Annotated in this window: 12 protein-coding genes; 5 read left to right on the top strand and 7 right to left on the bottom strand. The window is 60.9% G+C overall.

Features of this window, described 5'->3' with window-relative positions:
- The coding region (locus ACQ4N7_RS27125) for an alpha-mannosidase (RefSeq protein ID WP_430714562.1) at positions 1 to 1654 on the top strand (1654 nt) is incomplete at its 5' end.
- A 124-nt stretch (positions 1655 to 1778) separates the two neighbouring features.
- Here the strand turns inward: ACQ4N7_RS27125 and ACQ4N7_RS27120 are convergent.
- Both ACQ4N7_RS27120 and dxr read right to left on the bottom strand, forming a co-directional pair.
- Complete coding sequence (locus ACQ4N7_RS27120; protein WP_430714561.1) at positions 1779 to 1982, bottom strand: hypothetical protein; 204 nt, start codon at positions 1980 to 1982, stop codon at positions 1779 to 1781.
- 5 nt (positions 1983 to 1987) lie between these two features.
- A complete protein-coding gene (gene dxr / locus ACQ4N7_RS27115) occupies positions 1988 to 3181 on the bottom strand; it encodes a 1-deoxy-D-xylulose-5-phosphate reductoisomerase (protein ID WP_430714560.1) in 1194 nt (397 codons plus the stop codon).
- A gap of 244 nt (positions 3182 to 3425) precedes the next feature.
- On the opposite strand from dxr, the gene ACQ4N7_RS27110 reads away from it, so the two are divergent.
- On the top strand, positions 3426 to 3779 hold the full coding sequence (locus tag ACQ4N7_RS27110) for an ArsR/SmtB family transcription factor (protein WP_430714559.1): 354 nt from the start codon (positions 3426 to 3428) through the stop codon (positions 3777 to 3779).
- A 95-nt stretch (positions 3780 to 3874) separates the two neighbouring features.
- Here the strand turns inward: ACQ4N7_RS27110 and mrdA are convergent, their stop codons facing one another.
- The 4 genes from mrdA to ACQ4N7_RS27090 form a co-directional block, all read right to left on the bottom strand.
- Positions 3875 to 5674, bottom strand: coding sequence for a penicillin-binding protein 2 (gene mrdA / locus ACQ4N7_RS27105; protein ID WP_430714558.1), 1800 nt, complete (start codon positions 5672 to 5674; stop codon positions 3875 to 3877).
- A 345-nt stretch (positions 5675 to 6019) separates the two neighbouring features.
- Entirely contained in the window at positions 6020 to 8242 is a 2223-nt protein-coding gene (locus ACQ4N7_RS27100) for a hypothetical protein (protein WP_430714557.1), read from the bottom strand.
- 139 nt (positions 8243 to 8381) lie between these two features.
- Complete coding sequence (locus ACQ4N7_RS27095) at positions 8382 to 8597, bottom strand: DUF2839 domain-containing protein (protein WP_430714556.1); 216 nt, start codon at positions 8595 to 8597, stop codon at positions 8382 to 8384.
- Positions 8598 to 8721: 124 nt separating this feature from the next.
- Positions 8722 to 10290: an ATP-dependent DNA helicase gene (locus ACQ4N7_RS27090; protein ID WP_430714555.1), complete on the bottom strand. Its 1569-nt coding sequence runs from the start codon at positions 10288 to 10290 to the stop codon at positions 8722 to 8724.
- Positions 10291 to 10503: 213 nt separating this feature from the next.
- Here ACQ4N7_RS27090 and ACQ4N7_RS27085 point away from each other — a divergent pair, with 213 nt between their 5' ends.
- The 3 genes from ACQ4N7_RS27085 (at position 10504) to ACQ4N7_RS27075 (ending at position 12023) form a co-directional block, all read left to right on the top strand.
- A complete protein-coding gene (locus tag ACQ4N7_RS27085; RefSeq protein ID WP_430714554.1) occupies positions 10504 to 11346 on the top strand; it encodes a prephenate/arogenate dehydrogenase in 843 nt (280 codons plus the stop codon).
- A gap of 128 nt (positions 11347 to 11474) precedes the next feature.
- Complete coding sequence (locus tag ACQ4N7_RS27080) at positions 11475 to 11774, top strand: DUF4258 domain-containing protein (RefSeq protein ID WP_430714553.1); 300 nt, start codon at positions 11475 to 11477, stop codon at positions 11772 to 11774.
- Positions 11775 to 11777: 3 nt separating this feature from the next.
- Positions 11778 to 12023: a type II toxin-antitoxin system MqsA family antitoxin gene (locus tag ACQ4N7_RS27075; RefSeq protein ID WP_430714552.1), complete on the top strand. Its 246-nt coding sequence runs from the start codon at positions 11778 to 11780 to the stop codon at positions 12021 to 12023.
- A 48-nt stretch (positions 12024 to 12071) separates the two neighbouring features.
- On the opposite strand, the gene ACQ4N7_RS27070 is transcribed toward ACQ4N7_RS27075, so the two are convergent.
- Positions 12072 to 13877 carry an ATP-binding protein gene (locus tag ACQ4N7_RS27070; RefSeq protein ID WP_430714551.1) on the bottom strand — a complete coding sequence of 602 codons (1806 nt, stop codon included), beginning with the start codon at positions 13875 to 13877 and terminating at the stop codon, positions 12072 to 12074.
- Positions 13878 to 14021: the final 144 nt, after the last annotated feature.

The following is a 14021-nucleotide window of genomic DNA, read 5'->3' as shown; positions in this document are numbered from 1 at the left end:
CCCTCTCTGGCGCGACGAACTCTACCTCGAACTCCACCGGGGCTGCTACACCACCCACGGTGACCAAAAGCAGTACAACCGCCGCTGCGAAGATACGCTGTTTCAGGCCGAGCTATTTGCTGCGATCGCCGCGATCTACAACCTACAGCCCTACCCGCAGGCCGAGCTAGAAGCCGCCTGGAAGCGGGTGCTGTTTAACCAGTTTCACGATATTTTGCCGGGGTCATCGATTCCTGAGGTGTTCGAGCAGGCCAATGACGAGTGGCAGCGGGCGCTGGCGGCAGGCGATCGCATTCTGCAAACCTCCCTCACTGCCCTGGCCCAGTGCTGTCCAGTACCCTCGCCGCCGCACCCCGATGCTGTACCCGTGGTGCTGTTTAACCCGCTGAACTGGGAGCGCCGGGAGGTGGTGGCGATCGCCCTTCCTCCCCACCTGGCCCAGGCCTACTGGCAAGCGCAGGACGCTGAGGGTCAGCTGCTTCTGACCCAGCCAGGGCCGGATGGATCGCCATCGCTGCTGGTCTACGTTTCAGGCTTGCCCTCAGTGGGCTATCGACTGATCTGGCTAGTGCCTGCGGAGGCTCCGCAGATCAGTGTTTCGCCTAAAACCGAGCCGCCTGATGACTGGGTGCTAGAGAACGAGTATTTGCGGGCAAAGCTTGACCTATCTACCGGATCCATTGCGAGCCTGACGCACAAGCCTACGGGCACCGAAACCTTCCACGACTGTGGAAACCAGCTCCAGGCGTTCAACGACCAGGGCCAGTACTGGGATGCCTGGAATATTGCCCCCGACTACCAGGACCATCCCCTCAAACATTTCCAGCTCCAGCGCATTCGCTGGGTTGAGTACGGCCCGGTGCGGCAAACCCTGCGCGTGGTTCAGACCTTCAACCAGTCCACCATCACCCAGGACTACAGCTTAGATGTGGGGTCGCCCCTGTTGACCGTCCACACCCAGGTCGATTGGCAGGAAACCCAGGTGGTGCTGAAGGCTGCCTTTCCGCTGACGGTGTCAGCCGCTAAGGCCACCTACGAAATTCCCTTTGGCGCGATCGCCCGCTCAACCACCCCCGCCACCCCTCAAGACGCCGCCAAGTGGGAAGTACCCGCCCTGCGCTGGGCCGATCTGAGCAATGGCGATCGCGGCGTCAGCATTCTCACGGACTACAAGCACGGGTTTGATGCCACCCCCAGCCAGCTGCGCCTGACCCTGCTGAAAGCGCCGGTTTGGCCCGATCCGGGCTGCGATCGCGGCCTCCAGACCTTCAGCTATGCCGTCTACCCCCACGCCCAAGGCTGGCAGCAGGCCAGAACCGTCCAGACGGCCCGCAGCTTTAACCTGCCGATTCAGGCTTGCCTAGATTGCCCGACAGCGTCATCGACCTCTGGCCCTACCGCCGCCAGCTGGCTCAATTTAGGCGACAATTCCCTGATGCTGGCCGCCTTAAAACAATCAGAAGATCGATCGGATCAATACATTCTGCGCGCCTACGAAAGCACCGGCACCAGCAGCCCCCTCGCCCTGGGCGGCACCCTACCCAGAGACATCCTTGGCCCCGTCAATCTTCTAGAGCAGTCTCAGGGCACAACGCCACCCGCAGTGGTTACCCCCTGGCAGGTGATCAGCCTTGCCCTTAGGCCCCATTCCTAGTGCTCTGCAAGACTGAAGTTTGGCGTAAGGCTATTTTGGGGATGGCCTTTTTCGCGGTGCATTGCTGCGCGTTGGCGGAGCCTCGCCTTAGCGTTATGCACCCTACACTAATCCAAAATCGTCCTCATCTCCCTCCCCACAGGCCGCTCAGCCAGGCCTGAATCTGCTCCCAAACGGCACCGGGACCGATGCCGAACAAAAAGTACAGCACCAACAGCAAAAAGGCGACCAGCAGCACTGTTTGAATCGTGTTTTTGACCAGCTTAAACAGCCAGCCAAACACCAGCACGACGACGACAATGGCCCCCAGTACAATCAGCAGATCCACGGCGCTTACCCCAGCGAAACAACGGTGGCCTGGGTCAGGTTCTCGCTCACGCTGAGCACCTCGGCCCTGGCCCACTGGTCGGCAGCGAGAATGTCGGCCAGTACCGGCTGAGCCACATTGTGGGAACGGTGGCGATCGCAGACTCCCTCAATCACCTTCGGAATCTCCAAAAAGTGAATCTTTTCGTCTAAAAACAGCGCCACGGCCTGCTCGTTGGCGGCGTTGAGTACCGCCGTCATGGTGCCTCCGGCTCGGCCAGCGGCGTAGGCCAGATCCATGCAGGGGTACTTGGCGTGGTCGGGCTCGCGGAAGGTGAGGTCGCCCGCCTTGACCAGATCGAGCGGTTCCCAGTCGGTGTAGATGCGATCGGGCCAGGAGAGGGCGTAGAGCAGGGGCAAACGCATGTCGGGCCAGCCCAGCTGGGCCAGTACCGAGGTATCCTGCAGCTCAATCAGCGAGTGAATAATGCTCTGGGGATGGATGACAATATCGATACCGTCGTAGTCCATACCGAACAGGTAGTGGGCCTCGATTACTTCCAGGCCCTTGTTCATCAGCGTGGCCGAATCAACCGTGATTTTGCGGCCCATTGACCAGTTAGGATGCTTGAGGGCATCGGCCACCGTCACCTGGGCCAGCCTTTCGGTGGGCCAGTCGCGAAAGGCTCCGCCCGAAGCGGTCAGCAAAATGCGTCGCAGCCCGTCTTTGGGAACGCCCTGCAAACACTGAAAAATGGCGGAGTGCTCCGAATCGGCGGGCAGCAGCTTCACGCCGTGCTTTTCGACCAGGGGCAGCACCGCAGGCCCGCCCGCAATCAGGGTTTCTTTGTTGGCCAGGGCAATGTCTTTGCCCGCCTCGATCGCGGCCAGGGTCGGCAGCAGCCCGGCACAGCCCACAATGCCCGTCACCACGGCCTCGGCCTCGCCATAGCGAGCCACCTCCACCACCCCATCATCCCCGGCCAGGAGCTGGGGCATGGGGTCGAGCCCGGCCAGGGCGGCACGCAAATCACCCAGCTTCTCGGCATTGCAGATGGCGACCACCTCAGGCTTAAACTGGCGCACCTGCTGGGCTAGCAGCTCGACGTTGTTCCCTGCGGCAATGCCCACCAGGCGAAACTGGTCGGGATGGTGCTCCAAAATATCCAGGGTTTGGGTGCCAATAGACCCGGTTGAACCAAGCAGGGTGATGGCTTTCACGGCAGTCCTCAAGGGTGAGTGATCGTTATCTTTAAGAATCTCACGGTACGGGCCCTGGCCCAAGGTTTAGTCTCAACCTCTTCCACCAATCTCTTCCCCTGGTTCTAGACAGAACCCCACAGGGATCATCCCTAAATAATTAACAAGATTTGATGACTGGATTGCTATTGATAGCTGCGAAAATAAAATAGTTGTTAAGATTACTGAGAATCGTTCGCGCACACGAGCCTACCTACGAACCCTAATGGATCCTGTAGAACCGGTTTCAGTTGAAGTCGTGCAGCAAGTGGCCGAGTATTTTGGCGTGTTGAGTGAGCCCATGCGGCTGCGAATTCTCAACCTGCTGCGGGACGGAGAAAAATGTGTGCAGGAGCTGGTAGATGCCACCCAAACCAGCCAGGCCAACGTCTCTAAGCATTTGAAAGTAATGCTACAGGCGGGTATCTTGAGTCGCCGCACCGAGGGCACCTCCGCCTACTACAGCGTCACCGACGAACTCATTTTTGACCTGTGCAGCATGGTCTGCGATCGCCTGGCCTGCCGCATTGAGGCCCAGGCCCAGCATTTTCGCAACTTCAGCCTCGCCTCGCGGAGTTAACAGATTACCCGTGACTAACCCCGCGTTCCCTGAGCGGAGTCGAAGGGAACGCGGGCAGCATGACGTTGCCTGTATTCCCAAAGCGAAAGACGCGCCTACGGCTGGGTGCCTTCGGCGATCTGGCTTTTACCAAAGTAGGCCTCTAGCACTTGTAGCACCATCGGGGCCGCTACCTTACCGCCGCCGCCGCCCGAGTGTTCGGCAAAGGCCACAACCACCACCTCCGGATTTTCCATCGGGGCGTAGGCTCCAAACCAGGCGTGCGACAGCCCTGGCGGTGCTTCGGCGGTGCCACTCTTACCCGCCAGGGGAGGCAGGTGGGGCACGTTGAGGCTCTGGCCCGTGCCGCCCGTAATCACCTGCCGCAGCCCCCGATGCAAGATATCGATAGTGGCATCGCTCAGCTCCAGGGACTCTTTCCAGTTGCGGTGCTCTTCGTTGTCTTTGAGCAGGTGAGGCGTGACTTTGTAGCCGTCGTTGGCCGCGATCGCAAACATATTGGCCACCTGCAAGGGCGTGGCCTGCATAAACCCCTGACCAATGGACATGTTAATCGAGTCGCCAATTACCCAGGGTGTATCGAGGTTTTCGCGCTTCCAGGCGTCGTCGGGCACCAGCCCAGCGCTTTCTTCAGCCCCTAGCTCAATGCCGGTTTTGCGGCCAAAGCCAAACCGGCGGGTCATTTCGATCAGGGTGGGGCCGCCTACCCGCATGGCCACCTGGTAAAAGAAGGTGTCGCTACTCCAGGCCATCGCGCCAGGAAAGCTCAGGGGGCCAAAGCCAGCCCGGTTCCAGTCGCCAAACTGAATGCCCCCCACCTGAATGTAGGGGTAGGTGGGCAGCACCGTGCCGGGGTCGTATTTACCCGACTCAAGCGCTGCCGCCGTCGTGACAATCTTAAAGGTGCTGGCGGGCGGAAAGGCCTGTAGCGATCGGTTGAGGAAGGGGTGGTCGGCCCCCTGCAGCTGCTGCCACTGGGCCTCGGTAATGCGGGTGGTAAAAATATTGGGGTCGTAGGTGGGCCAGCTGGCCATTGCCAAAATAGCGCCATTGCGCGGATCCATAGCGACGATCGCGCCCTCCCGGGTGCCCAGAGCAGCCTCGGCGGCTCGCTGTAGCTCCAGGTCAATGGTGAGCTGAATATCCTGGCCAGCGGTAGCGGGCTTATCGCCCAAAATACTGATAATGCGGCCAGCACTGTCAACCTCGACCTGTTGCCCGCCCCAGGCCCCGTGGAGAGTGCTCTCAAAAGCTGCTTCGGCCCCCATCTGGCCAACCACATCGCCTAGACGGTAGCCTTTGTCGCGGCGAGCCTTGAGTTGTTCGTCGGTCAGTTCGCCAGTGTAGCCCATCACGTGGGCGGCCAGGTCGCCGTTGGGGTAGTTGCGCACCGCCTCGGCCTCTAGCCGCACGCCGGGTAGCTCATTGGTGTATTCAGCTAGGGCCGTAGCCTGGGCGGGGCTAATGCCTCGGGCGACAGTAATCGACTCAATCGACTCGTAGCCCGCCTGCTCCAGCCGCTGCCGAATTTCGTCGGGGGGAACGTTGAGCACCTTAGACAGGCGATTAATTACCATGGGCCACTGGTCGCGCGGCAGAGCAATTGGCCAGATTGAGACGGTGTGAGAAAGGCGGCTACCGGCCAAAATTTTGCCGTTGCGATCGAAGATGGTGCCCCGAGCCGGACGCTTGGGCACCAGGCGAATGCGGTTGGTATCGGCTAGCTGACGATTGCGATCGCCCTCTACCACCTGAAGCTGAAACAGCCGCAGCCCAAAGGCCCCCAGCAGCAGCAGCGAAACCAGCGCCAGCAAAAATACCGCCTGAAAACTGCGCCCTACGGTACGCCCTCGCAGCGTATCGGGAACCTGGGGTAAGTTTTGGAGGAGAGCCATAGGTTAACCCAAGCCAGGTTTAAGTGAAGTTTTGCCGGTGAGAAAGCCCCAAATCCCAAGCTGAGCTGGGTATAGCCCCCTCGGCAAATTTGGCCAGTTCCTATCTTATATCGACCCAGGAGATCTATGCAGGGAAGGGTGGTCCTGTCTGTGGTGATCTTGAGTCGTTAAAGCGGCGGCCTCGCCCTTTCTTTGGGCGCGACGAAATTTCAGTGAGTCGTTTGGGTTGTTTACCTTTCCTGAGCAAATTGCTAACCACGCTGTCTACCCCCTTGGCAAATGGGATTGATAGCTGCTGTACAGCGCGTCTGTGACGAGCACTTCGGTATTTTGCTTGGCATAGGGTTAAGAGGCCAGATTAGGCACTTGTGCCTGGCTGGCTTCTGACCAGCGTAGCTGCAGGGCGATCTGCGCTTCGGGCTGCGGCTGGGCCGACACCACAGGCGCAAACGTGGCCTGGGGCTGGGTCGCCTGAGGCCCGGTCGCAGGAGCCATCGTGGCGTCAGGAGGCAGAACCCGCAGCGGAGCCGGGGGAGCCACGGGGGCCGGGTTGGGAACGGGCGCAAGGGGGGCTGGGGCGACTAGGGCTGGCGGTGGGGCCGCTGGCGCTGCCTCGATCGCCGCAGGTGCTGGGGTCGTCGCTTCAACGGGGGCAGAGATGTCACTGGGGGAAGCTTCACCGGGGACGGTTTCAAGGCGCTCGGGCAGGGGCGGCCTGGGCAGGCTCAGTTCGGTGGGCATGGGGGCTGGGGCCACAGGCAGCGCCTCTGCCGCAGGAACCAGAGCGTCGGTGGGGGCATCGGCACTGGGGGGGAGGCTCTCGGGGGCGGGCTCTACTGGGTCAGCGATCGCGGCTTTGCGGGCAGCCTCCTCTTGAAGGGCGCGTAACCGAGCGCGCTCGGCGGCGGCAATTTCCCACTGCCACCCCGCGATCGCGGCTTTGGCCTCGTCGTAGAGGGCGCGGCCTGGCTTAATGCCGCTGGCTTCGGCAATGGCCTGGGAGAGGTTGCCCTGGGCGGCCAGCGATCGCGCCCGGTTGAGCAGCGGCCGATCTTCCATCACCTGTAGTTCACTGGTCCAGATGTAGACCCAGCTCTGGGCCTCGCCACGCAGGGCGCGGGGCAGGGCGATGGCGTTGGCGGTTTGAATCGCCGCCTGCAGACCCTCGAAGGTTTTGGCCTTAGCCAGTTCGTGGGCCTTGACCAGGTAGGGGCGGTCTTCTAAGCGCTCAACCTCTTGCCGCCAGTGGGCGACCAGGGTTTGGGCCTGCACTCGCCGGGGGTGGCCCATCGGCACCTTAGCGGCCTGATCGATTGCCACCTTGATCGCGTCGATGTCGCGCACCTGCCCTACCGCCTGAGCGGTTTGCAGCCGGGTTAGCTCGCTCAGGTGGGTGCGCCAGGTCGCCACGCTCGACTGGGCCTGGCCGTAGTAGGGGCTGTCGGTGGGCAGGCGGTTGGCCAGCAGCATGGCGCGATACAGCGTCACCAGCTGGTCGGGGGCCGTGCGCCAGGTGGTCAGGCTCTGCTGGGCCATCTGGCGCGCCTGGCTGATCCAGATCAGCTCCTGGGCTACCTTGGCGCGGCTGGGGTTGAGGGCGGCACTGCGGCCCAGGGCGATCGCGGTTTCTAGCTCAGAGGCGTACCACTTGTCTTGCCCCAGCTTGAGCAGCAGGTCGCTCCAGCGGTCTAGGTAGGGCTGAGCCTGCTGGCGGGCGTAGGTGCCCTCGTCAATTTTGCTGGCGGTGCGCAGGGCCGATCCCAGGCGATCGCTCCCCCCCGGCACGGCGGTGGCCACGGCTTCGGCCAGCAGCTCCTGGGCCTGACGCTCCTGACGAATCTGGCGCGACAGCGCTGCCACCTGTTCTACTCGCCAGTGAGAATTGTTGAGTTCGGCCAAAGCCAGCACCTGTTTAGAGGCGGTGGCCCAGTCCTGCTTTTGGAGCGCTGTCTGGGCGGTAGCCATAATGGCCTCGCCCTGCTCCCACTCGGTTTGCCAGGTTTGCATGGTCTCCTGGGCCGTAGCAAACACCGGGCTATCAACCGGAATGTGGCTGACCAAAGACTGCGCTTCGGCCATGCTGCCGTTGCTGCGCAGCTCTTGCTCTGCGGCTTTGAGCGCCACCCAAGACCACTGCTCGATCAGGGGCTGCACTTCATAGTGGAGGGGGTGCTCCGCTGTCCAGCCACCCACCAGGTCGAGGGCGACCAGCACGTCGGTCAGCTCGCCCGAGCTAGCCGCGGTTTGGGCGCAGAATAGCTGAGCGCGATCGGTTGTAACGGTGGCCGTATTCTCGCAGTTGGCGGTGGGCGGCAGGTTAATCAGCCACAGAAAGGCTCCCAAGGCTGCCGCGCTGGCCGCACCACAGCTCAGCAGAGATATCAGCAGCAGCCGCCACGACTGGTTACTTTTGGGAGCGGGCGGCATGACCTGGGGCAGAGCTAGGGCCGGCTCAGACCCATCGATTACCAGGCTGAAATCTCTGGCGACTCCTTTGACGACGTCGGCAACTCCATCGGGCCGAGGCTCGTCTCGCTGGGGTCCAGACTGCCGTTGTTGGCTCAGCATCTTCTCGCAAACTCCCGCGCAACCACCTCCTCTCACTCTACCTAGAATCTATGGGAGACGGAAAGCGCTGATTACGATTTCTTAGCGAGAATAGGAAATTTCGCGCCGATTATGTCCGCAAACCCTGAGATCTTGGTTTCTAATCGGCCAATGTCCACCAGCCCAGCCCAGGGCCAATAAACCGCAGGGTGATCCAAAAGGCGATCATCAAGATAATGCCGCCCCAGGCACCACGAGTTGTCCATTTTACAAACTGCTGAGACTGGTCTTTGGTAATGGGCAGCCAGGGCAGAATGGGTTCTGCCTGTCCATATTTTTCGCCCAGCTGCTCTTTGCGTCGTTTTGATTCGCCCATGGGTTTACGTCGCTACGTTCCGTACTACTCTCCATTCTTCATCATAGGACGGGATGCGGGCAGACAAAGCATGTGAAAGGTTAGGAGGATAGCCTCCCTGCAAACCCCCGACTTTCCAAATTCTCTAGCGCCTGGTTCCCCAATCGGAGGGCAGCGATCGCGTGCAGGCAGCCGGGCTCAGGGCTTCTAAAATCTGCGCGCCATAGCTGCGGTAGTGGACGCGGGTGTCGAGCAGGGCCACGGTGCCCTGGTGCTGCCGCGAGGGGGCGATCGCGCGCTGCAGCTCGGTCACCGCTGTAGGAAACAGGTACAGCCGAAACCAGTCTTGCCGCCGCCGCTTGTGAAAGGCCACCCGACCCGCCACCATCGGGTTTTCTAAAGAAGGCAGGGGGAGCGTAGCGACAATCAGCAGGTCTGGGGGCGGCAGCAGGGCCTGGTGCTGTCGCCAAAACGTCCAGCCGCTGACCAAAATGCCGTTGCTGCCGACAGCCGTCTGCTCAACCTGCACTCGTGAGCCAAACTCGCCAGCCAGCGCAGCCCCTAGCTGACCCTTGAGGGGCAAATCATCGAGCAAAATTACCGTAAAGCCAGGGCGATTTGCCAAGCTTTCGGCCACCTCAGCGCGGGCATCCGCTTCAACATCGCGGCTCAGCAGACGGCGAATCTCCTGGTGCAGCACCCCCTGAAACTGGGGCGTGTTGGGCAGCGGCAGGTGGGTGGGCAGGTAGAGCTGAATGGCGTCGTTTTGCCGGTTGGGGGTGAACTGAAGGCAGGTCAGCTCGCCCAATCCCAGGCGCTGGCGAAAGTTGTCGGCTGCCGGTTCGGGGTCGAGGGCTGCCCCAAGCAGCACCACCGGCTGTCGAGCCCAGACCGGGGTCAGAGCGGGGGCCAGGTCGACCGGGGCGCAGTGCAGCGTCATCTGGCCGCGATCGCGATCGACGGCAAACCACAGCAGGTGGTCGGGCGGATTGAACTGCTGCCAGAACCGAGCCCACTGGGGCGGCATGGGTCCCTCCGATTGGGGAGTGCGGCTGGCGGTCAAAACCTGATGCAGGCGCTGGAGCTGTTGACAGGCCTGCTCGTCGAGCAGATAGCGTCGGTAGGGGTTGGCCGAGCGTTGAAAGGCCGCGTGGGTCAGGGCCACATGGGTGTCTTGAATCAGCCTCTCGTGGTTGGGGTAGGCCAGGGCCAGGTGGTTCCAGTCGAGCGAGCTGAGATTAGCGGTGAGCTGCTCTTGCACCCACTGCTCAAGGTTATCGGCATCGTCAATCAGGGTGGGAATGCCCTCGGGAAACTGGCTCCCGTAGCTGAGGCGATCGCTCAGCCAGGCACCGGGGGTAGTAATCAGCAGACCGTTAAAATCGCCGCTGGGCCAGCGATCGCCCCGGTGCACAGGTTTGTGCAGCCGCAGCTTTTCCTGCAGGCGGGGCAGGTCGACCATCAGCAACCGCTGAGCGGTCGGCTCGGGGGCTACCACAACGGCTGGGCCAGGCCACATCATCAGCGCAATCAGGTAGCTGAGGCGGTATTCCCCCTGGTAGGCCGACAGGCCACCCACCTGCAGCAGCGCGCTGCGCCCCAGCCGCAGCGCCCGCGCCACAAGCCGCGCCAGCGTCAGATGATGGGGCCAGCTTGGCTCTCCCCACTCCCGCAGCAGGGCGCGCAGTTGTTGGTGTACTTGGGCCTCTATCAAAGTAATGGCATCCAAAAGGTGACGAGGGAGCGATCGAGGGAATCAGCTGGCATGGTTGACGATGGCGTTGCCCCAGGGGTGCCGCCATTCCACGCCGACCCACCGCGAGCAGCTATAGGTGTCCATTGTCGCATAGAAGATTCGTCGAGGCCGCTGGAGACCACGCCACCGATATGCTGGTAATAACCACTGTGGGCAAAGAGATTGAGACGTATGGAACGAATCGCCATTGTTGGCCTGGGCTTGATCGGGGGCTCGCTGGGGTTAGACCTGACCCGCCAGGGCCACCCGGTGGTGGGCATTGCCCGCCGGGTCGAAACGGCCAAAGCGGCCCTGGCGATGGGGGCCGCTACCGAAGCGGGGACCGATTTGGCACTGGTTGCGGGGGCCGAGGTCGTGTTTGTCTGCACGCCCATCGACGCGGTTGTCGCGACCGCTGAGGCGATCGCGCCCTACCTGTCAGCGGGGGCCGTCGTGACCGATGTAGCCTCGGTAAAGGGAGAGCTGGTACCGACGATCGAGGCGCTATGGCCCGACTTCGTGGGCGGGCACCCGATGGCGGGTAAAGCCGAGGCCGGGCTAGCGGTAGCGGAAATGGGGCTGTTTCAGGGTCGTCCCTACGTGCTGACGCCTACTGCGGCCACGAATCCAGCGGCATTGGAGCGGGTGCGGGCGATCGCCACCTCCCTCGGGGCCAATCTCTGCCAGTGCAGCCCCACTCAGCACGATCGCGCCGTCGCCTGGATCTCGCACCTGCCGGTAATGGTCAGCAGCAGCCTCATCCTCGCTTGCCAGGGGGAATTGGATCCGGCTATTCTAGCCCTGGCCCAGACCCTGGCCAGTTCCGGCTTTCAAGACACCAGCCGGGTCGGCGGCGGTGTGCCCGATCTTGGTACTCTGATGGCCCGCCACAACCGCGCGGCTTTACTAGATGCGCTAACCCAGTACCAGCAGCAGCTAGAGCAGATCAAAACGCTGATCCAAACAGAGAACTGGGATGTCCTGCATAGCCAGTTGACCCAGTCACAGGCCGCCCGACATACATACCTGAACTAGTAGAAACCGGGTTACCGCTCGTGAGCCGTTTATCCCTGCCTGAAAAGTTTGCGAAGAGTACGTTTGGAGCCTGAAGCTTAGCAAAGTGACGGATGGGTAAATTGGTACGGGCTTAACGGGGTGGCAAAATGGATATTGAGAGCATTCAGGAGAAAACTCGCGCTGAAGAATACGTTTATACTTCCCATGCCGATATTGAGCGAAAAGTCGATGATTTGACCTTACTTCAGGTAGAAGAAGCCCTATTAAATGGAGAAGTTCTAGAGCAATATCCAGATACAGGCCGGGGAGAAAGTTGTTTGGTTCTTGGTTATTCCAGCAATCTGCCCATTCACATTGTCTGCGGCTGGCGAGGGGAACGGGTTGCCATTATCACTATTTATATACCAAGGCCGCCCAAATTTATTGATCCAAAAACAAGGGCTTAACCAATGCGAGAGATTAAATGCAATGCCTGCGGTAGTAATGATTACGAAGAACGACGAATTACTTATCTGTATAGCCATCAAGGGCAATACCTGATTGTTCCAAATACTCCTGTGGAGATTTGCAGTAATTGCGGCACAGTCTATTACAGCGCTGAAGTTTTAAAGAATATTGAGCGTCAATTTTTTGCTATTCGCGACAATACCGAGACACCCGACCAATATCTCCAGGTACCTGTGAAAGCCCTGTGAAACTGTGGATCATGCGCTGAATCTTCTTCCCCAATTTTGGAATTCGGCTTATTTCGGTGGATATACCGGTTCTTTGTCGATCACCACTGGCTCCTGGTACAGCAGCGCCGTAAAGGTCACCGTGGAACCCAGCCCTTCGCCCATGCTGATGAACTGCACCACGCCGCCCATCGCCTCTACCAGCCGCTGGGAAATGGCCAGGCCCAAGCCGGTGCCGCCGTACTGGCGGGTGCGATCGCCATCTACCTGACTAAAGCTTTGAAACAGCCGATCCTGCTTCTCTAGCGATACGCCAATGCCCGTGTCGGCAACGCTAATTTTGACCAGGCCGGGCCAGGTTTTGCCCTGTCGCTCAAGCTTTTGCGGCTTCACCTCGGCGCTGATGGTCACGCCCCCCTCGTGGGTGAACTTGATCGCATTGCCCACCAGATTCATCAGCACCTGGAGCAGCCGCTGGTAGTTGCCGTTGACGGTGATATCGTCCCGAGTCGCAGGGAGCAAAATTTCGAAATTTAGCCCTTTTTGATCGGCCTGGTGGCGCATAAAGTTTTCCAGGTCAGCCAGCAGCTCTTTGAGGCTAATTGGCCCCATTTCGATCTGCATTTTGCCCGCTTCGATCTTGGCAATGTCGAGCACATCGTTGATTAGCTGCAGCAGGTGAATGGCTGACTTGTGGGCTTCTTCAATAAATTCTTCCTGCTCGGCGGGGTCGTCGGCCATGCCGTCGAGCACCAGCTTGAGAAAGCCGATCATGCCGTTGAGGGGGGTGCGCAGCTCGTGGGAGGTGTTGGCCAAAAACTCGCTCTTGAGTCGGGAGGCCTCTTCGGCCTGGCGGCGGGCCTCTTCGGCCTGGCGGCGGGCTTCTTGAAACTCGCGCTGCTTTTCCATCAGGCTGGCGTTGGCCTGCTGGAGCTTAATGGCCAGGGCGTGACTGTCGCTGAACAGGGTGGCGTGGGCGATCGCGGTGCCCACCTGATCGGCCAGGTCGGTGAGCAAATTTAGCTCCACCTCTGACCAGGGGCGATCGGGGCGATCGTGCAGCACAATGAACCCGTTGATGGTGTTTTGGTAGCGGGTCGCCACCGCCACGACCGACGGGTCGGCGGGCTGCCGGGGGGGGACCACCGCCCTCGGTGCCTGGGCCGCCGCGCTAAGGCAAGGGGTTTCGGCCAGCAGCCACACCTGCCCCTGCCAGAACAGCAAATCTTCAGATCGCACGTATTCAGCCGCTACCGCAGCGGCCTCAGGGGCCATGTTGGGGGCCGCGTGGCAGCTAAATACCAGGCAGCGATCGACATCGAACAGATCGCCGAGCCCCTCTACCGTCTGCTGGCGAATGATCTCTAAATCGAGCGTCCAGCGGACGTTGCGGGTAATCTGGTTGAGCCGGGGCGAGTAGGTCTGCAGCTGGGTACAGTCTGCCGGGGCTGGTTCTGCAGCCGCAACCGGAGCCACCCGCAGCCAGGGGCTTTCGGCCAGACCGTGCAAATCGGCCAGGTAGCCCGTGGCCGCAATCCGAAATAAGCTGCCGTCTGGCCCCAGCAGGGGTTGCAGCAGCCACTGCACATCAATACTGTGGGAACCCAGTGGGCAACGACCGGGAAGCTGCACAATGTCGTGACGGGTGGCCAGGGTGTGGAGGGCCTGCCCGAGGTCTTGAGCATTGGCAAACGAGACGATTTCACCCAGCGATCGCCCTACCCAGTTAGCCGTCAGCGTCGCTGGTAAGGCCTTGGACCCCACCGTCTGCACCGATTCCACAACGCCGCTAGGGCTCAACACCATAATCCAGACGGAGAGCGAATCCGTTGGGCCGTCCGTGGCCAAAGCAGAGGTGGAACGTGGCGATCGCATAGAGATAAGGGCCAGAACGTTCCCATGTTAACCAACCGACCCCACCAATGGCTCTAGTTGCGATGGAATTAGAAGGTATACGGTGCAAGGTACAGGGTCTTAGGGGGCGGCCTTAGACCTTGTACCTCATACCTTAAACCCCGA

The sequence above is a fragment of the Nodosilinea sp. AN01ver1 genome, from assembly GCF_050565655.1.
Lineage (GTDB): Bacteria > Cyanobacteriota > Cyanobacteriia > Phormidesmidales > Phormidesmidaceae > Nodosilinea.
The sequence above is the reverse complement of the archived record's forward strand: the minus strand, read 5'-3'. Positions and strand labels throughout refer to the sequence as shown.